Origin of the sequence: Mycolicibacterium canariasense (assembly GCF_002101555.1) — a bacterium.
Classification (GTDB): Bacteria; Actinomycetota; Actinomycetes; order Mycobacteriales; family Mycobacteriaceae; genus Mycobacterium; species Mycobacterium canariasense.
In genome coordinates, this window is sequence record NZ_LQOL01000058.1 from 1 (window position 1) to 20,999 (window position 20,999).

16 protein-coding genes are annotated in these 20,999 nt (G+C 67.4%); 7 read left to right on the top strand and 9 right to left on the bottom strand.

Annotation, left to right across the window (positions count from 1 at the left end; genetic code table 11):
- Positions 1-24: 24 nt before the first annotated feature.
- Positions 25-834: a hypothetical protein gene (locus AWB94_RS19920; RefSeq protein WP_133058219.1), complete on the bottom strand. Its 810-nt coding sequence runs from the start codon at positions 832-834 to the stop codon at positions 25-27.
- A 531-nt stretch (positions 835-1,365) separates the two neighbouring features.
- Between AWB94_RS19920 and AWB94_RS19925 the strand changes: the two genes are divergently transcribed.
- Positions 1,366-2,688, top strand: a complete 1,323-nt coding sequence (locus AWB94_RS19925; RefSeq protein ID WP_062657235.1) for a UDP-glucose dehydrogenase family protein — start codon at positions 1,366-1,368, stop codon at positions 2,686-2,688.
- Positions 2,688-3,617: a glycosyltransferase family 2 protein gene (locus tag AWB94_RS19930; RefSeq protein WP_062657234.1), complete on the top strand. Its 930-nt coding sequence runs from the start codon at positions 2,688-2,690 to the stop codon at positions 3,615-3,617. Before AWB94_RS19925 ends, AWB94_RS19930 begins: the two co-directional genes overlap by 1 nt.
- A gap of 74 nt (positions 3,618-3,691) precedes the next feature.
- Here the strand turns inward: AWB94_RS19930 and AWB94_RS19935 are convergent, their stop codons facing one another.
- From AWB94_RS19935 to AWB94_RS19945, 3 genes are read right to left on the bottom strand one after another with little or no spacing between them, the layout of a single operon-like run.
- Complete coding sequence (locus AWB94_RS19935) at positions 3,692-4,486, bottom strand: ABC transporter permease (protein ID WP_062657233.1); 795 nt, start codon at positions 4,484-4,486, stop codon at positions 3,692-3,694.
- Positions 4,483-5,220 carry an ABC transporter permease gene (locus AWB94_RS19940; RefSeq protein WP_201029550.1) on the bottom strand — a complete coding sequence of 246 codons (738 nt, stop codon included), beginning with the start codon at positions 5,218-5,220 and terminating at the stop codon, positions 4,483-4,485. Before AWB94_RS19940 ends, AWB94_RS19935 begins: the two co-directional genes overlap by 4 nt.
- A complete protein-coding gene (locus AWB94_RS19945; RefSeq protein WP_062657232.1) occupies positions 5,217-6,149 on the bottom strand; it encodes a daunorubicin/doxorubicin resistance ABC transporter ATP-binding protein DrrA in 933 nt (310 codons plus the stop codon). Before AWB94_RS19945 ends, AWB94_RS19940 begins: the two co-directional genes overlap by 4 nt.
- Before the next feature lie 149 nt (positions 6,150-6,298).
- Between AWB94_RS19945 and dnaE the strand changes: the two genes are divergently transcribed.
- The 4 genes from dnaE to AWB94_RS19965 all read left to right on the top strand — a co-directional run bounded on the left by dnaE (position 6,299) and on the right by AWB94_RS19965 (position 12,470).
- Complete coding sequence (gene dnaE / locus AWB94_RS19950; RefSeq protein WP_062657231.1) at positions 6,299-9,841, top strand: DNA polymerase III subunit alpha; 3,543 nt, start codon at positions 6,299-6,301, stop codon at positions 9,839-9,841.
- A 125-nt stretch (positions 9,842-9,966) separates the two neighbouring features.
- Positions 9,967-10,455 carry a hypothetical protein gene (locus AWB94_RS19955; RefSeq protein WP_062657230.1) on the top strand — a complete coding sequence of 163 codons (489 nt, stop codon included), beginning with the start codon at positions 9,967-9,969 and terminating at the stop codon, positions 10,453-10,455.
- Positions 10,452-11,606, top strand: a complete 1,155-nt coding sequence (locus tag AWB94_RS19960; RefSeq protein WP_064961308.1) for a hypothetical protein — start codon at positions 10,452-10,454, stop codon at positions 11,604-11,606. Before AWB94_RS19955 ends, AWB94_RS19960 begins: the two co-directional genes overlap by 4 nt.
- Positions 11,607-11,645: 39 nt before the next feature.
- Entirely contained in the window at positions 11,646-12,470 is an 825-nt protein-coding gene (locus AWB94_RS19965; protein ID WP_131805309.1) for a hypothetical protein, read from the top strand.
- A 4-nt stretch (positions 12,471-12,474) separates the two neighbouring features.
- Here the strand turns inward: AWB94_RS19965 and AWB94_RS19970 are convergent, their stop codons facing one another.
- A complete protein-coding gene (locus AWB94_RS19970) occupies positions 12,475-13,188 on the bottom strand; it encodes a hypothetical protein (protein ID WP_062657228.1) in 714 nt (237 codons plus the stop codon).
- A gap of 61 nt (positions 13,189-13,249) precedes the next feature.
- Complete coding sequence (locus tag AWB94_RS19975; RefSeq protein WP_062657227.1) at positions 13,250-13,441, bottom strand: hypothetical protein; 192 nt, start codon at positions 13,439-13,441, stop codon at positions 13,250-13,252.
- 100 nt (positions 13,442-13,541) lie between these two features.
- Between AWB94_RS19975 and ilvA the strand changes: the two genes are divergently transcribed.
- Entirely contained in the window at positions 13,542-14,834 is a 1,293-nt protein-coding gene (gene ilvA, locus AWB94_RS19980) for a threonine ammonia-lyase IlvA (protein WP_062657226.1), read from the top strand.
- 28 nt (positions 14,835-14,862) lie between these two features.
- On the opposite strand, the gene treZ is transcribed toward ilvA, so the two are convergent.
- Genes treZ through glgX form a run of 3 tightly spaced genes read right to left on the bottom strand, consistent with a single transcriptional unit; the run spans position 14,863 to position 20,998 of the window.
- On the bottom strand, positions 14,863-16,578 hold the full coding sequence (gene treZ / locus AWB94_RS19985; protein WP_062657225.1) for a malto-oligosyltrehalose trehalohydrolase: 1,716 nt from the start codon (positions 16,576-16,578) through the stop codon (positions 14,863-14,865).
- Entirely contained in the window at positions 16,575-18,857 is a 2,283-nt protein-coding gene (gene treY, locus AWB94_RS19990) for a malto-oligosyltrehalose synthase (RefSeq protein ID WP_062657224.1), read from the bottom strand. The genes treZ and treY overlap by 4 nt, the downstream gene beginning before the upstream one ends.
- Before the next feature lie 11 nt (positions 18,858-18,868).
- Complete coding sequence (gene glgX, locus AWB94_RS19995) at positions 18,869-20,998, bottom strand: glycogen debranching protein GlgX (protein WP_062657223.1); 2,130 nt, start codon at positions 20,996-20,998, stop codon at positions 18,869-18,871.
- Position 20,999: the final 1 nt, after the last annotated feature.

The following is a 20,999-nucleotide window of genomic DNA, read 5'->3' on the forward strand; positions in this document are numbered from 1 at the left end:
CTCATTTTCGAGAGACCTCGACCTCTATCCCGGCAACGACGCGCCAACCACCTCTACACCCTCATCTGTGAAGAGCCTCTTTGCGCCCGACCTGATTGCGGCGTAGTGGAGCCAGAAGTCGTCGGCGCGAGGGCATACAGTGGTGAATTCGTCGCCACGGACTCTGAGCGTGTGGAGCACTTCCGGCGCGTATGCCACACCGGAGGTACCCGTTGCGAATACGGTGTCCGCGGGTTCGGTTGTGGAGCACATCGGCCAGTCGCGATACGGCCCCTCCGTGCGAATTCGTGCGCGGAAAGCCGTCACTTGTTTCGAGCTGTGCGCGGCGAGAAGCTCGCTGAGCCAATTCACCGGGTAATAGACGTCGTCGTCAGCGGTGACCAGGGTGCGGTCGGGCTCGTCCGGCAGGATCTCATTGACATAGGGGAAGTACTTCTTGTGCGGCCCGTAGTCGGCGCATCTGCGGACTTCCAACCCGCGTGCCTGTAGGCGCTTCAGCGCCGGCGGCAGATCGGCAATAGCCGCGGCCTCATCCAGCCACAGGATCAACCGGCGGGGTTTGACGGTACCGGCACCGATGGTCTCGATTGTCTGCCATACGGTGGCAATTCGTTTGCCGTAGCTCGTCAACGACACGTTGACGTCAGCATCCCCCAGGATGCTTGCGGTGGACGTGCGGTTCGTGCGGCGTAGTTGCGCCGCCTGACGAGCATATTCGGCGACTGCAGCACACCACGCAATCGGCGTAGTCGGGAAGGTACCTGTGTTTCGGGTAGCTCGCTTCGGCCGCGCCGGAACGGGTTCGAGTCCCGTCACCGGGGGTGTGACGGCCACCGCTGTCCTCGCATGCCCCGATGAACGTAGCCCGCTCGCCAGCCCCCACATAGCCATGCGCCGGACCTTAACAATCTAAAGTGCCTGGTACCAGGCACTTTTGCAGACTCGACGGGGAGCGCCGAACACCGCGCACCCATGAGAATTTGCTGTTCCGCCGATTAGCTTCGGATATACGCGCCGTGCGGCTTCCCAGTGGTCCACCTCACATTTGCCCCGGTGTGTGCGCGCAAGCCAAAGAATTTCGTGTTAACACCCCGAGGCCGCATCGCCGGACCCGCCGACTCATCGCGCGCATGTCACCGCCGGTTCATCGGCCCGTCGGACCGTGTTCGCAGTGTGCACGACGTTGCGTGCGGGTGTCCGCCCGTAGCGAGAGCGGTGGTGATGAGGTGTGGTGTACTTAGCTGCGACCGAGCAAGGAGAAGTATTGGCGGGCAGACTCGATCCGGCCTCGATCGCGCTTCGCGACAATCGGCCGATGGCCCCCGTGCGGTCGCAACATACTGCGAGAGCCTGGAGTTCAGCTAGATGAGAATGAGCGTCATTGGAACGGGCTACCTGGGTGCCGTCCACGCCGCCTGCATGGCGCATATCGGGCACGAGGTCGTCGCGTATGACACCGACGCGGCCAAGATCGCCGCGCTGGCAACCGGCACCTCCCCGTTCTACGAACCGGGATTCGACGAACTGCTCACCGAGGTGCTCGGCACCGGCCGGTTGCGGTTCACCCAGTCCGTGCAGGAGGCCGTCTCCGGAGCCTCCGTGCACTTCGTCTGTGTCGGGACGCCACAGTCCTCGGGTTCGGACGCGGCCAACGTCGCCTACGTCGACAGCGCGTTCCGGTCGGTTGCCGTCAACGCCGATGTCGACGGATTGATCGTCGGCAAGTCCACCGTCCCGGTGGGCACGGCGCAGCGCCTCGCCGCCGAGGTGGCCGCGACGTCGTCGCCGCACCGCCTGGAGGTGGCGTGGAATCCCGAATTCCTTCGAGAGGGCAAGGCGATCGAGGACACGCTGCAGCCGGACCGCCTGGTTTTCGGAGTCACGTCCGAGTATGCCGAGAAGACGTTGCAAGAGGTGTACGGCAGTCTGCTGGATGCCGGGACGCCGCATCTGACGGCTGACCTCGCGACCTCGGAACTGGTCAAGGTCGCGGCCAACGCCTTTCTGGCCACCAAGATCTCGTTCATCAACGCGATGGCCGAGGTGTGCGAGATCGTCGACGCCGATGTGGTGACGCTCAGCCGCGCGCTGGGCTACGACGACCGGATCGGTAAGCGATTCCTCAACGCCGGCTTGGGTTTCGGCGGCGGGTGTCTGCCCAAGGACATCCGCGCCTTCAGCGCCAGGGCCGGTGAACTCGGTGCCGCCGACGCACTGCGATTCCTGCATGAGGTCGACAAGATCAACCTGCGCCGGCGCGAGAAGGCCGTCTCGGTGGCGCGCGCCGTCGTCGGTGGAGAATTCCTGGGCAAGAGCATCGCCGTCCTGGGTGCGGCGTTCAAGCCCAACAGCGACGACGTCCGCGATTCGCCGGCGTTGAACGTGGCCGCCGCCATGCATCTGAAGGGCGCGGACGTGCGCGTGCACGACCCGAAGGCGATCGACAACGCGAAAGCCCGGTTCCCCACGCTCGGATACTTCGCCAGTGTCGAGGATGCCTGCCGCAACGCGGATCTGATCGTGCTGGCCACCGAATGGGACGAGTACTGCAACATCGACCCGGTGGCGTTCCGGTCGGTGGTGAAACAGCCGCGCCTGCTCGACACCCGCAACGCGATCGACCGGGAGTACTGGTCCGGCGCCGGATGGCAGGTGTACAGCCTCGGCCGGGGCGGACTGAACGTCTGATGACCAAGCAGACCATCGAGGTCATCATCCCGGTCCGCAACATGGCCGACCATCTGCCGAAACTGCTGACGCCGGTGCTCGACCAGCTGGCCGAGGGAGACCGGGTGACCGTCGTCAACGACGCGTCCACCGACGAAACCGAAGCGGTGGCACGGTCCTTGGGTGCCAACGTGGTGACGGTGACCGACAGCCGGGGCCCGTACTACGCCCGGCAGGTCGCGGCGAGCAAGTCCACGGCGGACATCCTGCTGTTCACCGACGGGCGGTGCCGGCCGCTGCCGGGACTGATCGAGGCGCACCGGGCCCTGCAACAGAAACCGGGAGTCGCGCTGTCCTGCACCAACGTCCGCACGGTCTCCGGGGCGACGCTGGCGGCCAGGATGGCGGCCGCGATGCAGCCCTTCATGCTGCCGCGCGGGGGCGGGGCGATGAAGGCCACCATCGGGATGGTTCCGCCCAAACCGGATTACTATCCCACCGCCAACCTCGGCATCGACCGGATCGCCTTCGCCAAGGTGGGTGGTTTCCGGTCGATGCGCGGCGGGGGAGACCTCGACATCTGCTGGCGCATCCAGGAACAGGCGCTGGGTACGATCGCCACCGACACCCGGGTCCTGATGGAGTGGGAGCCGCGCACCTCGATGCGGGATCTGGCCAGCCAGTGGAAGCGCTACGGGCACAGCAACGCCTACATCCGGTGGGCCAGCCGCAACGACGCGGGCGCGGGCGGGCACGCCGCGCCGCGGCATTCACCGGTGCAGGCCTGGGCGACGTTGCGTACCGAGTTGCGCCGCCCGCCCGCCGAGTTGGCGGCCAACGCGCTCGTCGGTCTGGCCTTCCAGTACGGCTACCTGACCGCGACGCTGAAACGTTCGGAATTCGAGATGCCGGCACGCTTCGAGATCGCGCCCGACCTGGATTCGGTGTAGCCGAGCGGGTCATACCGACGGCTCAGCCACCTCTGTTCGATCGACGGCTCAGCCACCTCTGTTCGATCGACGGCTCAGCCGTCCTGTTTGCCGCCTTCGACCGCCGCCCGGTATCCGCGCACGGCCACCGGGACGAACAACGCCGCGATCACCACCGCCCACAGCAGCGTCAGCAGGATCGGCTGCCACAGCCCGCCGCCCGAGGACAGCGCACGCATGGCCGCCGCCGGCGGCGCGACCGGTTGGTACTCGGCCAGCGGGCGCAGCACCGCCGGCAGCCGGTCCAGCGGGATGAGCGTCGCGAATGCCAGCCCCATGCACGCGGTCTGGGTCCAGGTCAGGATGATCCGCCCCTGCGGACGCAGCGCAAGCGTGATCACCACCGTCGCGAAGACCACGACCACGACCACCGGCATCAGCAGGTAACCCAGCAGCTCGATCCAGCCTCCGCCGAAGCGGAACCCCATCACGTAGCCGGTGGCCACCACGACTGCCGACCCGGCGAAGGTGCGCACCGCCTCGGCCAGCAGCGCGCCGGTCAACGGCGCCGTCCGGTGCACCGGCATCAGCCACAGCCGGGTCAGCAGACCGCTGTCCCGGTCGTACGGCACCGCCAGGCCCGCCCCGACGGCGCCCGACATGGCGCCGGCCAGCGTGCACACCGGGATCAGCAGATCCAGTCCGCTGTTGCCGGTCAGCCGGACCATCGACTTGCCCACCAGCGCGCCGTAGATGATCAGCAGCAGCGTCGGGAACAGCAGCGCCTGCAGCGGCACCATCGGATAGCGGCGCCATTGCACGAACAGCCGGCCCGCGAAGATCCAACTCTCCGCCAGCAGCGAATGCCGATGTGCTGAACTCGTGGTCACGACGTGCGCCCCTGAAGTCGGATGGCGATCGGGCCGAACACGGCCAGCATGCCGATGCACCATGCCAGGCTGGTCGCCAGGTTGGCCGTCGTGACGTGGCCGCTGGTGAAGCCGCGCAGCGTCTCGGTGATCTGCGAGATCGGCTGGTAGCGCACGAAGCCCTGCAACCAGGACGGGAACGCCTCCACGGGGGCGAGGCCGGTGGACAGCATCACCAGCAGCAGCTGCGGGATCAACAACAGCTGGCTGGCCACTTCGGTGCGGCCGGCCTTGGCTCCCGTCGCGTCGGCACCGAACGACAGCGCCAGCGTCAGCGTCAGCGCCAGCAGCACAAACGCTGCGGCATAACCGAATCCGGTGGTCAACCGGAAGCCGAACAGGTAGGCCGCCAGGAACGACGCCACCAACGCCAGCACGCCGCGGATCAGGCAGTAGGCCATCCGGGCCATCAGCGGTGCGTAGGGCGAGATGGGCAGGGTGCGCATGCGCGCGCTCAGCCCGCTGGCCTTCTCCCAGGCCGCGCGGTCGGTGGTGGTGAGCGCGCCGAACAGCATGGCCTGCACCACCACCGCGGGCAGGATGTACTGGGCGTAGCTCATCTGACCGGTCGGGATGATGTCGCGCAGCAGGAACGTCAGACCGATCAGTCCGGAAATCGGTACCAGTGCCGCGAAGGCGAGATCCATCCGACCCTTCTGCACGATGCGTGCGGTCAGCAGTGCGAACGGCGTCACTTCGAGATGACCGGGGTGGTGAGGTGCAGGAACACCTCGTCGAGGGAGGGCCTGCGCAGCGAGATGTCCAGCAGTTCGACACCGAGCCCGTCCATCCGGCGGAACACCTCCGACAGCGTCGCCACGCCCTGCGGGGCGGGCACCGACACGGTGCTGGTGTCGGCGTCCACCTCCACCTCGTGGAAATCGGCGAGGGCCGCGGCGATCCGCGGCAGATCGTCGGAGTTGAGCGCGGTCATCTCGCAGTAGCTGGAACCGGTCTGGCGTTTGAGTTCGTCGGCGGTGCCCTTCGCCACGATCTGGCCGTGGTTCAGGATCACGATGAAGTCGCTGAGGATATCGGCTTCCTCGAGGTACTGGGTGGTCAGCAGGACGGTGATGTCCTGAGCCGCCATCGAGGACACCAGATTCCAGACGTCACGCCGGCTGCGCGGATCCAGCCCGGTGGTCGGCTCGTCCAGGAACAGCACCTTGGGCATCACCACCAGGGAGACGGCGATGTCGATGCGCCGCCGCATGCCGCCGGAGTAGCCACTGACCTGTCGGTCGGCCGCGTGGCCCATGTCGAATTGGGTGATGAGCTCCTCGGCCCTGGCGCGGGCCTCGGCGCGCCGCAACCCGCGCAGCCGCCCGAACAACACCAGGTTCTCCCGGCCGGTCAGCCGCGGATCCAGGGCGGCGTCCTGACCGGTGACACCGATGCTGCGGCGCACCATGGCCGGTTCGGTGGCCACGTCGTAGCCCGCGACGATGGCCTGACCGGAGGTCGGCTTCAGCAGTGTGGAGAGGATTTTGACCGTCGTCGTCTTCCCGGCGCCGTTGTGCCCCAGCAACGCGCACACGGACCCGGTGGGAACGGAAAAGCTCACGTCGCGCAGGGCGGGGACGTTGCCGCCGAATGTCTTGGCGACATTATTGAGCTCGATCACGGAGTCATACGATACAGCCGTTGCCGGGTATGTGAGACCTACGGTCGCAGGGTCACACCGGGCCCGCCGCCGGGCTCCACGCCGGGTGAGCAGACACGTCGCGCGACACGCCGAGAACTGTCGGTGGGCACCCATAGACTGGCGTTCCTATGAGCTCTCACCGGTCCTTCGTGCACTTACACAACCACACCGAATACTCCATGCTCGATGGTGCGGCGAAGGTCAAGCCGATGATCGCCGAGGCGCAGCGCCTGGAGATGCCCGCGATCGGGATGACCGACCACGGAAACATGTTCGGCGCCAGTGAGTTCTACAACAAGGCGACCGAGGCGGGCATCAAGCCGATCATCGGCATCGAGGCCTATATAGCGCCGGCGTCGCGCTTCGACACCAAGCGCGTCACATGGGGTGATCCCAGTCAGAAGGGCGACGACGTCTCGGGTAGCGGTTCGTACACCCACATGACGATGGTCGCCGAGAACGCGACCGGGCTGCGCAACCTGTTCAAGCTGTCCTCGCTGGCCTCCTTCGAGGGGCAGCTGGGCAAGTGGTCGCGAATGGACGCCGAGATCATCGCCGAACACGCCGCGGGCATCATCGCCACCACCGGCTGCCCGTCCGGTGAGGTGCAGACCCGGTTGCGGCTGGGTCACGAGAAAGAGGCGATCGAGGCCGCGGCGAAGTGGCAGGACATCTTCGGCAAGGAGAACTTCTTCCTGGAGCTGATGGACCACGGCATCGACATCGAGCGCCGGGTCCGCGAGGGACTGCTCGAGGTCGGGCGCAAGCTGGGCATCCCGCCGTTGGCCACCAACGACTGCCACTACGTCACCCGCGAGGCCTCGCACAACCACGAGGCGCTGCTGTGTATCCAGACCGGCAAGACCCTCTCGGATCCGGCCCGGTTCAAGTTCGACGGTGACGGCTACTACCTCAAGTCCGCCGAGGACATGCGGGCGCTGTGGGATCCGCAGGTTCCCGGGGCATGCGATTCCACCCTGCTGATCGCCGAGCGGGTGCAGTCCTACGCCGACGTGTGGGCCCCGCGCGACCGGATGCCCGTCTTCCCCGTCCCCGACGGGCACGATCAGGCCAGCTGGCTGCGCCACGAGGTGCACGCCGGCCTGAACCGGCGTTTCCCGGACGGCGTGCCGCAGGAATACCTCGACCGCGCCGACTACGAGATCAAGGTCATCTGCGACAAGGGTTTCCCGTCCTACTTCTTGATCGTGGCGGACCTGATCACCTACGCGCAGTCGGTCAACATCCGGGTGGGCCCCGGCCGTGGTTCGGCGGCCGGCTCGCTGGTGGCCTACGCCATGGGCATCACCAACATCGACCCGATCCCACACGGCCTGCTGTTCGAGCGGTTCCTCAACCCGGAGCGCCCGTCGGCTCCCGATATCGACATCGACTTCGACGACCGTCGCCGCGGCGAGATGGTGCGCTACGCCTCGGAGAAGTGGGGCAGCGACCGGGTGGCCCAGGTCATCACCTTCGGCACCATCAAAACCAAAGCGGCGCTGAAGGATTCGGCCCGCGTGCACTACGGCCAGCCCGGCTTCGCCATCGCCGACCGGATCACCAAGGCGCTGCCGCCGCCCATCATGGCCAAGGACATCCCGCTGTCCGGGATCACCGACCCCAACCACGAGCGGTACAAGGAAGCCGCCGAGGTGCGCGGGCTGATCGACACCGACCCCGACGTGCGCACCATCTACGAGACCGCCCGCGGCCTGGAGGGCCTGGTCCGCAACGCCGGCGTGCACGCCTGCGCGGTCATCATGAGCTCCGAACCGCTCATCGACGCCATCCCGATGTGGCGGCGGGCGCAGGACGGCGCCATCATCACCGGGTGGGACTACCCGTCGTGTGAGGCCATCGGCCTGCTCAAGATGGACTTCCTTGGCCTGCGCAACCTCACCGTCATCGGTGACGCGCTGGAGAACATCAAGGCCAACCGCGGCATCGACCTGGACATGGATCACCTGCCGCTGGACGACCCGGCCACCTATGAGCTGCTGTCCCGCGGTGACACCCTGGGCGTGTTCCAGCTCGACGGCGGCCCCATGCGGGACCTGTTGCGCCGCATGCAACCCACCGGCTTCAACGACATCGTCGCCGTGCTGGCGCTGTACCGCCCCGGCCCGATGGGCATGAACGCGCACAACGACTACGCCGACCGGAAGAACGGCCGGCAACCGATCAAGCCGATCCACCCCGAGCTGGAGGAACCGCTCAAGGACATCCTGGCCGAAACGTACGGCCTGATCGTCTACCAAGAGCAGATCATGTTCATCGCCCAGAAGGTCGCGTCGTACACCATGGGCAAGGCCGACGCGCTGCGCAAGGCCATGGGCAAGAAGAAGCTCGAGGTGCTCGAGGCCGAGTACAAGGGCTTCAAGGAGGGGATGACGGCCAACGGCTTCTCCGAGGCCGCGGTGAAGGCGTTGTGGGACACCATCCTTCCGTTCGCCGGGTACGCGTTCAACAAATCGCACGCCGCCGGCTACGGGCTGGTGTCGTTCTGGACGGCCTACCTCAAGGCCAATTTCCCGGCCGAGTACATGGCCGGGTTGCTCACCTCGGTCGGTGACGACAAGGACAAGGCCGCGGTGTACCTGTCGGATTGCCGCCGGCTCGGGATCACCGTGCTGCCACCGGATGTCAACGAATCCGTGCACAACTTCGCCTCGGTCGGCAACGACATCCGGTACGGCCTCGGTGGTGTGCGCAACGTCGGCGCCAACGTGGTGCAGTCGATCATCGCCGGGCGCCGCGACAAGGGCAAGTACACCGATTTCTCCGATTACCTGAACAAGGTGGACATCACCGCCTGCAACAAGAAGGTGACGGAATCGTTGATCAAGGCCGGGGCCTTCGACTCCCTCGGCCATCCCCGCAAGGGCCTGTTCCTGGTGCACGCCGACGCCGTGGATTCGGTGCTCGGCACCAAGAAGGCGGAGGCCATCGGTCAGTTCGACCTGTTCGGCGGGGGCGACGGTGATGCCGGCATCGAATCGGTTTTCACCATCCCGGTTCCCGACGGTGAGTGGGACGACAAGCACAAGCTGGCGCTGGAACGGGAGATGCTGGGCCTGTACGTGTCCGGCCATCCGCTCGACGGGGTGGCGCACCTGCTGACCGCCCAGGTGGATACCCAGATCCCGGCGATCCTGGAAGGCGATATCGCCAACGACACCCAGGTGCGCGTCGGCGGCATCCTGGCCTCGGTCAACCGTCGCGTCAACAAGAACGGCCTGCCGTGGGCCTCGGCTCAATTGGAGGACCTCACCGGCGGTATCGAGGTGCTGTTCTTCCCGCAGACCTATTCGGCGTTCGGAGCCGATATCGCCGACGATGCCGTGGTGCTGGTCGGGGCCAAGGTGGCCAAACGTGATGACCGGATCTCACTGATCGCCAATGACCTTGTGGTGCCAGACTTTTCGAACGCGCAGCCGGATCGGCCGCTCGCGCTGAGCCTGCCGACCCGGCAGTGCACGCACGACAAGGTCACCGCCCTCAAGCAGGTGCTGGCCCGCCACCCCGGCACGGCGCAGGTCCACCTGCGGTTGATCAGTGGGGAGCGGATCACCACGCTGGAGTTGGACCAGTCGCTGCGGGTGACGCCGTCCTCGGCGCTGATGGGTGACCTCAAGGCCCTGCTGGGCCCCGGCTGCCTGGGGGGATAGCCGGGGTACGCCGATCGGGCGAAAACGAGGGCTCGCCCTGCCACGGCCCCAGAATTGGGTTTACCGTGCCAACGGTGGTGTTCAGCAAACCCTTTGGGCGTCGCCATGATGCGGCGGAGGGCGCAGTGAGGCCGGCTAACAAGCGCACGGTGCGGATCGTCTTCGGGGCGACGGTGCTGTGGATCGTCGTGCTGCAGTACATCCCGTTCGCCGTGTGGCGCGCGGAACCCTATCCGGCACTCGTGCTGCCCGGCTTCCCTGCGCAATGCGCGGGGTGCCTCCTGGAAACCGGGGTACCACGGACGAAAGAGCCGGCGGTGGTGGCGCGGTTCACCGACGGTGCACCGCGACGGGTGCCGTTGGACAGCCTGCTTCCCGCCGGCCCGTCGGTGCGCCTGATGGTCTTCACCGCCGCGTTCAGCGACGGCAGCGTCGCCACCGATCCCGATGCCGTCGCCTGGCTGCGCTCCAGGACGGCCCAGCTCTTCCCCGGCTACCAGCCGACCGGACTGGACATCGTCTGGCGCACCGCGACTTACCGTGCCGCGGACGCATCCGCGGTGGAGTACCAGCCGCTGCGCACCATTCACATCGACTTCGGGAACCCGACGTGACGATCGCCGAGAGGTTCGACCGCTGGGTCGACAGCGGGCCGTTCACCCCGGCGGACCTCGGGATCTACCGGATCATCTATGCGATCAGTGCGCTGTTCATCGTCCCGGACATCGCGTGGCTGGGTCGGTACCCGGATTTCATGTTCCACGCCCCGCCGGGGCCCCTCCGGTTGTTCGCAGGCTTCCCTTCGCCGGGCGTGCTGATCGGGCTGGAAGTGCTGCGCTCGCTCACGCTGATCCTGCTCGGCCTGGGCCTGTGGACGAGGTACGTGTCGCTCGCCGCCGCGGTGATGCTCTTTGTCACCTATGGCTTCATGTATTGCCTCGGCAAGGTCGACCACACCATCCTGTTGCTGCTGGCGCCGCTGGTGCTGGCGTTCGCGGACTGGGGGAATCGCTACTCCCTCGACGCCTACCGACGCGGCGGTGCGCCTGTGCCGCAACGACAATGGCCGTTACGCCTACTCGCCCTCTTGATCGGGTGGGGATTCTTCACCGCGGCCCTGACCAAGTTGCTGACCGGTTGGCTTTCGTGGTCCAGCCAAGCGGCACGGGGGTACTTCGTCCTCGGCTTCCTGACCGAGGGCCGGACGTACTGGCTGGCCGAGTGGCTGGCCGCGCACGACATGCGCGCGATGTGGGAACTGGCCGACTGGCTGACCGTCATCTTCGAATTCGCCATCCTGCTGGCCATGCCCTGGTGGCGCGCCTTCCGGACGGTGCTCGCCGTCGCCACCGTTTTCCACCTGGGTGTGCTGCTGACCATGAGTATCGATTTCAGCAGTGCCGTGGTGGCCTATGGCGCGTTCGTGTCGTGGGGCGTCATCGCGCGGCGGATCGGTGATTCGGCCGCCGGGAGATTCGTCGCCACGACGGGCTTCGCGCGGCTCGGCCGATCCGGCGCGGTCGCCGCGTCGTGGCTGTGCGCCCTCGGTATCGGCGCAGCCGCGTGGGTTCTCATGGTCAGCCCGGCGGGGCGGATCTCGACCGGGCTCATCGCCAGCAATGTGGTCATCGTGCTCGCGGCGGCCATCGGGCTGTCATACCTCGCGCTGCAGGCCGGTCACGCCGAGCGGGCCCTCGCCCGGTTGCTGCCAGCCGTCCGAGCGAGGTCGAAGGCTCGCGCTGCCGCTCGCCCGATGATCGATTAACCTGCATAAAGGTGGTGGGGACCGCCCGTAGGGGGCAAGATGCGCAACACAGGGGTTCTTCCCGGAAACGGCATGCAATTGGGCATGGCGCTGGTCGAATTCGCGACGCTGAACATGCGCCTGTGGCTGCGGAATCGGCGTTGCGACACCCCGGTCGTCGGCGACGGTGCCGCCGACGTGTCGCTGACCAGCCACGGTCACCGGATCGGCACGGTGTGGCGGACGATCGAGACCATCGGCGCCGGTACCGTGAAACCGCGCCGGCTGATCCTGTGGCTCGACGACCCGGCCGCCATGGCGGCGCTGCCGGCATCGCTGGTCCGGCTGCGTACGCGCGGCTTGGAGATCAGGCTGTGTCGCGGCTACGGGCCGCACACCAAGTACTATCCGTACGTACGCGAAATTACTTGTGACGGCGAAGATTTCACGCTGGTCACCGCCGATGACGATGTCTACTACCCACCGACGTGGTTGGAAGAGCTGCTGCGGGCCCACCGGCCGGGTCAGGTCACCACGTTCCGGGCCCGGATACGGTCGGCGGAGCCGTACGTCAGCTGGCCGACGTGCACGACCACCGAAACCTCACCGCGGGTGTTCGCCACCGGTGTCTCGGGTGCGGCGTACCCCCCGGAGCTGCAGCGCACCCTGCGCGACCGCGGTGACGCGTTCATGGCGGTGTGTCCCCGTGCCGACGACTTCTGGCTGCACTATGCCGCCGTGGCGACGGGTATCCCGGTGCATCAGGTGCGCGACACCGCCGCGTTGTGGTGGTCGATGCCCGTCGCGTCGAAGCGCGGGCTCTGGGACGGCAAGGGCACCGCCAACGACGCGATCGCCGCGGCCACGGAACGGGCCTGGTTGTGAGCACTCACTTCAGCACGTTCACCGCGCGGGCGATCACCAGGGCCACCGTCGACATCGACACCAGTGCCTGCACCATCATGAGCATCTTGGCCCACCGGGCCAGTGGCATGGTGTCGGTGGGGGAGAAGGCCACCACATTGGTGAAGCTGACGTACAGATAGTCGACGAAGGTCGGGCGCCAGCCGGGTTCGGCGGTGTTCGGGTCCGACATCTGCGGGAACAAGAAATCGGGGTAGGGCTGCTCGCCGGCGCGCCGCGCGAATGGTCCACCGCGATCCAACTCCCAGTACCACAGCGCGAAGGCCAGCACGTTGGTGATGAAAATGGCCCCACCGCTGCCCAGCAGCACGGCCGCGTCATTGCTGACGTCCCCCGAGAGGATCCGGTAATCGAGAACGACGGCCGAGGCGGTGTTGTCGACGGTGATGGCGATGGTGAGCACCAGGCTGCCCCAGCGTGCCGCGGTGGTCCGGCGGGTCAGCCGCAGCGGGTTGATCGCCACCAGGACGACCAGCAGCAGCAACTCCATGACGATCAGCGGCCAGCGGGGCACCACGGTGTAGCGCTCGGGTACCGCGCGTTGCAGGGCGACGGCCACCAGGATGGCCGCGAGCACCGGCAGCCGGTTCTCGGGCTCGCCGGGCCGTAGCCAGGACGGCACCCGCTGCTCGGCGCGTTTGACGAACGCTTCGGCCGGCGTCTCCCGATTGGGTTCCATCGGCCCAGTGTGGCGGCCTGTGCTGCCTATCGACTGTATGTGCGGCGGCGCGCCGTGTCGGCTATCGGCGGGTTGCCGCGCCGAACACGGCCCAGGTCACGGTGCTGATCGCGGCGGCGCTCAGGACGGCGGTGGGGGCGCTGGCGGTGAGGACACCGACGACGATCAACGCGAGCGCGCCGACGATGAGCGCGATCACCTTGTACGTCGGCCACGGGACCCCGGCAATCCGTACTTCGGTGGGCGTGGTCATAGTTCAACGATAGCGCGTAACCCAGAGTTCGGACAACCGAAACTCCGATAGCGGCGCCCAGATTTTTCGTCGTGGGGACCGATGGTGGCACCATGAAGCGGTGTCTGCCGAACTGAGCCAGGATCCCCGAAGGACGCAGCTGACCTCACCCGTCTCAGCTGCCGATATCGACGAGGCCGCTCAGCGAATTTCCGGCGTGGTCACCGCCAGCCCGCTGCAGTTCAGCGAACGGCTGTCGACCCTGACCGGTGCCCAGGTCTACCTCAAGCGCGAGGACCTGCAGACGGTGCGCTCCTACAAGCTGCGCGGCGCCTACAACCTGCTCATGCAGCTGTCCCCGGAGGAGCTGGCGGCCGGGGTGGTGTGCTCCTCGGCCGGAAACCACGCCCAGGGCTTCGCCCTGGCATGCCGCTCGATGGGTGTGCACGGCCGGGTGTACGTCCCGGCCAAGACCCCCAAGCAGAAGCGGGACCGAATCCGCTATCACGGACGAGAGTTCATCGAGGTCATCGTCGGCGGCAAGACCTACGACATGGCGGCCGAGGCGGCCCTGGAGGACGTCGCCAGGACCGGCGCCACGCTGGTGCCCCCGTACGACGACCCGCGCACGATCGCCGGCCAGGGCACCATCGCCGTCGAGATCCTCGATCAACTGCCCACCGAACCCGACCTGGTCATCGTGCCGGTCGGCGGCGGTGGGTGCGTCTCGGGCATCACGACCTACCTGTCGGAACGCACCGCGGGCACCGCGGTGCTCGGCGTGGAACCCGCCGGCGCGGCGTCCATGATGGCCGCGCTCGCCGCCGGCGGTCCGGTGACGCTCGAGCACGTCGACCAGTTCGTCGACGGCGCCGCCGTGGCCAGGGCCGGCGTCAACACCTATGCGGCGCTGGCCGCCGCCGGCGACATGGTGTCGATCACCGCGATCGACGAGGGCGCGGTGTGCACCGCCATGCTCGACCTCTACCAGAACGAGGGGATCATCGCCGAGCCCGCCGGTGCGTTGTCGGTGGCCGCACTGCGCGAGACCGATATCGAGCCGGGGTCGACGGTGGTGTGCATCGTCTCGGGCGGCAACAACGACGTGTCCCGCTATGGTGAGGTGCTGGAGCGCTCCCTGGTGCATCTTGGCCTGAAGCACTACTTCCTGGTCGACTTTCCGCAGGAGCCGGGCGCGCTACGCCGCTTCCTGGACGGCGTGCTCGGACCCAACGACGACATCACCTTGTTCGAGTACGTCAAACGCAACAACCGCGAGACCGGCGAAGCCCTGGTGGGCATCGAACTGGTGTCGGCATCCGACCTGGACGGCCTGATGGCGCGCATGCACAGCTCGGAATGCCACGTGGAACTGCTGGAGCCGGGCTCGCCGACCTACCGCTATCTGACCTAGGCGGTTTCGTCAATTTCCCCGTCGGGCACTACCCGGTGCGCAGCACCGCGAACGAATGTCCCGGCAGCCGGGTGCCCGAGCCGTCCGGCGTCGGGTCGTCGGACGCCAGCACCACGGTCCCGGTCACCGGAACCAGCACCGCTTCGGTATTCAGATTGCAGACCACCGCAAAGGCGCCGCGGTACATGACGATCCAGCGGGTGTTCTCGTCGTAATCGACGCGCAGATGCGGCAGCCATGGATCGGCGAAGTCGGATTCGTTGCGGCGCAGGCGGATCAGGCCACGATAGGTCTCCAGCAGCCGGGCGTGTTCGCCGTTGCCCACTTCGGACCAGTCCAGCTTCGAGCGCTCGAAGGTCGCCGGATCCTGCGGGTCGGGAATCTCGTCGGCATCCCAGCCGTGCGCGGCGAACTCGGCTTTACGGCCCTCCGCGGTGGCGCGGCCCAATTCCGGTTCCGGGTGCGAGGTGAAGAACTGGAACGGGCTCGACGATCCCCACTCCTCGCCCATGAACAGCATGGCCGTGTAGGGGGAGCCAAGGGCCAGAGCGGCTTTCACCGCAAGCTGGCCGAACGTCAGGTTCTGCGACGGGCGGTCGCCGACGGCCCGGTTGCCGACTTGGTCGTGGGTGAGGGTGTAGGCCAGCAGCCGGGTGGCCGGAATGGTGGTGACATCCAGCGGCCGCCCGTGCCGTCGGTGCCGGAACGACGAATAGGTGCCTGCGTGGAAGTAACCGTGCGTCAGCGTCTGCGCCAGGGTGGCCAGTGATCCGAAATCACCGTAATAGCCCTGCCGTTCGCCCGACACCGCGGTGTGGATGGCATGGTGGATGTCGTCGTCCCATTGGGCGGTCATCCCCAGACCGCCCTGGGCGACGGGGGTGATCAGCCGCGGGTCGTTGAGGTCGCTCTCGGCGACCAGCGACAGCGGCCGTCCCAGTTCGGTTGCCAGCGCCTCGGTTTCGGTGGCCAGCTCCTCGAGGATGTGAATGGCGGTGGTATCCACCAGCGCGTGCACCGCGTCCAGGCGCAGCCCGTCCGCGCCGAAATCACGCATCCAGCGCAACGCGCAATCCAGGATGTAGCGGCGCACCTCGTCGGCATCGGCGTCGGCGATGTTGATCGATTCGCCCCACGGATTGCTGCCGCGCGACAGGTACGGCCCGAACCGGGGCAGGTAGTTCCCGGAAGGTCCGAGGTGGTTGAAGACGGCGTCGACCAGCACGCCGAGCCCCCTGGCGTGGCAGGCGTCCACGAAATGCAGCAAGCCGTCCGGCCCACCGTAGGGTTCGTGCACGGCGTACCACAGCACCCCGTCGTAACCCCAGCCGTGCGTGCCGCTGAACGCGTTGACCGGCATCACCTCGACGAAATCGACACCCAGGTCCACGAGGTGGTCGAGTTTCTCCACCGCTGTGTCGAAGGTGCCCCCGGGGGTGAAGGTGCCCAGGTGCAGCTCGTAGATCACCGCACCCTCGACGGACCTGCCCGCCCACGGCGCGGGCGCCGTCCGCGGCTCCCACACCGCCGAGCGGGCGTGCACGCCATCGGGTTGGCGGGCCGAGCGCGGGTCGGGCAGTACCGTCTCGTCGTCGTCGAGCACGAAGCCGTACCGGCTGCCGGGCGCCGCGGGCACGTCGGCCCGCCACCAGGCGTCCTCGCCGCGGGTCATCGGGTACAGCGTCCCGTCCACGTCGAGGCGTACCAGCTCGGGGCGCGGGGCCCACACCGCGAAGGACGTCACGACAGCCGCTCCAGCAGCGCCACGGGCAACTGCTCGAACAGATCGCCTGCCGGCACCGTGCCGGTGAACGTGCGCCCGGACAGCCGGTCCGACCAGGTGCCCGCGGGCACGTCCACGGTGGTGTCACCCCAGCCCGTCTCGTTCAGCCGGACGGTCCAGCGTGCCACCGCCACCACGACGTCGGCCCCGCGCCCGAACGCCACCACGTGCTCGGCCGCGGCACCGGATGCCGACAGCGGGTGATACCCGCCGGACAGGAATGTGTCCGGTTTGTCGCGACGCAGTCGCAGGGCGGCGGCCACCACCCGAATCTTGGGATCGCTGCCGGCCGCCAGTGCGGCCCGGCGGGCCGCGTAGTCGACGAGGCGACGGTTGTCGGGGTCCACGAGGCTGTCGTCGGGCAACTCGGTGCCCTGGTAGACATCGGGGATGCCGGGCACAGTCAGGGCCAGCAGCTTCTGGCCCAGTGCGTCGCCGGTCGCGTGCGGGTGCACCTGCGCCACCAGTGCGGTCAGTTCGGTGGCCACCGGTCCGTCGATGATCGCGTCCAGCCAGGCGTGTACGGCCGTCTCGAAATCGCCGTCCGGGTCGTTCCACGTGGTGTGCGTGGCGGCCTCCCGGATCGCCTTCTCGGCGTATCCGTGCAGGCGGGCGCGCAGCTCGTCGGACACCTCGCCGTCGACCGGCCACACACCGAAGATGTTCTGCCACAAGAACAGTGCGGTGTCCTCGTCGGGGGCCAGCACGACGTTCGACCAGCGCCGCACCCGGTCGGCCCACAGCGCGGGAATCTGGGACAGCACCCCGATCCGGGCCCGCACATCCTCGCTGCGCTTGGTGTCATGGGTCGACGTGGTGACCATGGCGCGCGGCCACAGCCGGGCCCTGGTCGCCGAGCGCACGTGGAACTCGGCGACCGTGACGCCGAATCGGTCGGGCTCGCCGCCCACCTCGTTCAGTGACACCAGGCGGGCGTCCCGGTAGAACAGGCAGTCCTCGACGGACTTCGCTGTCACCGCGCCACACAGTTGCTGCAGCCGCTTGGCGCCCTCACCGCCGATGGCCAGCGACGTCGCGACGAGTTCCAGTGGTTGTGCAAGATCGCTTCGGGCAGCGGCGGTTTCGGCAATCGCGACGGGGCCGACGGCAGCCAGGCCCGGATAGTCGAACCGGTACACCCCGACATGGGTGAGCAACGCGGCCACCGCGTCGGCCAGCAGCGGATGATCGCTGCCGGCCTCGGCGGCAATGGTGCGACGCACCCGGGCCAGCTCGCTGCCGAGCGTCGAGGTCGCAGCGGCGGCCTTCAGCGCTCCGGTCGCCTCGGCGGTGTCCCGGTGATACAGGGTGCTCAGCTCCGATTCCCCGCTGGGGTCGACGAACACCCCGCCGATCTCGCGCAGCGCGTCGTAACCCGTGCCGCCGTCGACGGCCAGGCTGGTGTCCAGCGGCTCGTCGGGGGCCAGGATCTTCTCGATGACGATCCAGGCGTCCGGCCCGACCAGGTCGCGCAGCCGGGCCAGATAGCCGGGGGGGTCGGTCAGGCCGTCCGGATGGTCGATGCGCAGGCCGTCGACCAGGTGATCGGTGAACCAGCGCCGGACCTCGGCGTGGGTGGCGGCGAACACGTCGGGGTCTTCCTGCCGTAGGCCCGCCAGCGAGGTGATGGAGAAGAACCGCCGGTATCCGCACACGTTGTTGCGCCAACCGATCAGCTTGTAGTGCTGGCGGGCGTAGACGTCGGCGGGGGAGCCGGCACCGGTGCCCGGGGCGATCGGCCAGCTCCGGTCGCCCAGCCGCAGCACCTCGTCGTCGACGACCAGGTCGTCGACATCGGTGTCGGAGCCCAGGACCGGAAGCACGACCTTGCCACGCTCACCCTGGAACTCCAGGTCCCAGTCGATGTCGAAGAAACCCGCGTACGCCGAATCCCGGCCGTGCTTGAGCACATCCCACCACCACGCGTTCTGCGTGGGATCGTCCACCCCGACGTGGTTGGGCACGATGTCCACCACCAGGCCCAGGCCCCGGGCCCTGGCGGCCGCCGAAAGACGTTGCAGCCCTTCGGGTCCGCCCAGGGCTTTGGATACCGTCGTCGGATCGGTGACGTCGTAGCCGTGGGTCGACCCGGCCGCCGCGGTCAGGATGGGGGACAGGTACAGGTGTGACACGCCGAGCTCGGCGAGATAGTCCAGCAGGCCTTCGGCGTCGGCGAAGGTGAACGAATCACCGCGCAGCTGAAGGCGATACGTCGACAGGACAGCGCTGTTCCCGGTCACCGGCCGTCCGCTCAGTTCGTCTTCTGCAGCACCAGCAGGGAACGCGGCCGCAACGAGATCTTCTCGCCCGCCGCGGCGACGAGGTCGTTGGTGCCCTTCGGGTCGGCGGTGTCCAGCACCGCGGTCCACTGCTCGGCGTAGGCCTCGGCGGGCAGCACGAAATCCAACGCCTCGTCGTGGGCGTTGAAGCACAACAGAAACGAGTCATCCGTGACGCGTTCGCCGCGGGCGTTCGGTTCGGGGATGGCATCGCCGTTGAGGAACACCGCGATGCTCTTGCCGAAGCCCGAACCCCAGTCCTCCGGCGTCATCTCGGTCCCGGCCGGCGTCAGCCAGGCGATATCGCGCTCCTGCTCGGCGGTGCGGATCGGTGTGCCGTCGAAGAACCGGCGCCGGCGGAACACCGGGTGGTCCTTGCGCAGCGCCACCACCTTGCGGGTGAAGTTCAGCAGGTCGGCGTTGGTCTCGCACATCGACCAGTCCACCCAGGAGATCTCGGAGTCCTGGCAGTAGGCGTTGTTGTTGCCGCCCTGGGTGCGGCCGATCTCGTCGCCGTGGCTGATCATCGGGGTGCCCTGGGACACCATCAACGTGCCCAGGATGTTGCGCATCTGCCGGTGCCGCAACTCCAGGATGTCCGGGTCGTCGGTGGGACCCTCCACCCCGCAGTTCCACGACCTGTTGTGGCTTTCGCCGTCGCGGTTGTCCTCGCCGTTGGCCTCGTTGTGCTTCTCGTTGTAGGACACCAGGTCGTTCAGCGTGAAGCCGTCGTGACAGGTGACGAAGTTGATGCTCGCGCTCGGGCGCCGTCCGGTGGCCTCGTAGAGGTCCGAGGAACCGGTCAGCCGCGAGGCGAACTCACCCAGGGTTGCGGGCTCGCCCCGCCAGTAATCGCGCACAGTATCGCGATATTTCCCGTTCCATTCGGTCCATAAACCTGGGAAGTTGCCGACTTGATAGCCGCCCTCGCCGATGTCCCACGGTTCGGCGATCAGTTTCACCTGGCTGATCACCGGGTCCTGCTGCACCAGGTCGAAGAACGCACTCAGCCGGTCGACGTCGTAGAACTCGCGGGCCAACGTGGAGGCCAGGTCGAACCGGAAACCGTCCACGTGCATGTCCATCACCCAGTACCGCAGCGAGTCCATGATGAGCTGCAGGGTGTGCGGGTGCCGGGCATTGAGGCTGTTGCCGGTGCCGGTGAAGTCCTTGTAGTACTGCGGCTGACCGTCGAGCAGCCGGTAGTAGGCGGCGTTGTCGATACCACGGAAGTTGATGGTCGGCCCGAGGTGATTGCCTTCGGCGGTGTGGTTGTAGACGACATCGAGGATGACCTCGATCCCGGCTTCGTGGAAGGACCGCACCATGGCCTTGAACTCCGCGACGGCGCCGCCGGCGTGCTGGTTGGCCGCGTATTGGTAGTGCGGTGCCAGGAAGCCGAATGTGTTGTAGCCCCAGTAGTTTCGCAGTCCGAGGTCGAGCAGTCGGTGATCGTGCAGGAACTGGTGCACCGGCATGAGTTCGATGGCGGTGACGTTCAGCGATTTGAGGTGGTCGATGATCACCGGGTGCGCCAGCCCGGCGTAGGTGCCGCGCTGCTCCTCGGGAACGCCGGGATGGCGCTGCGTCATGCCCTTGACGTGGGCCTCGTAGATGACCGTCTCGTGATACGGCGTGTGGGGCGCGCGGTCGGATCCCCAGTTGAAGAACGGGTTGATCACCACGCTGGTCATGGTGTGGCCCAGCGAGTCCACCCGGGGCAGCGGGCCCGGAACATCGGGGTCCTCGGCGCTCAGGTCATAGGAGAACAGTGCTTGGGTGAAGTCGAAGTCGCCGTGGAAAGACTTGCCGTAGGGGTCCAGCAGCAGCTTGCTCGGATCACAGCGGTGACCGGCGGTCGGGTCCCATGGCCCGTGCACCCGGAAGCCATAACGCTGGCCTGGGCTGACGGTCGGCAGGTACGCGTGCCACACATACCCGTCGACCTCCTCGAGCGGGATGCGGTCCTCGGTGCCGTCCTTGGCGATCAGGCACAAGTCGACCTTCTCGGCCACCTCGGAGAACAGCGAGAAGTTGGTGCCCGCCCCGTCATAGGTGGCGCCCAGCGGATAGGCGGCCCCCGGCCACACCGCGTTCACCACC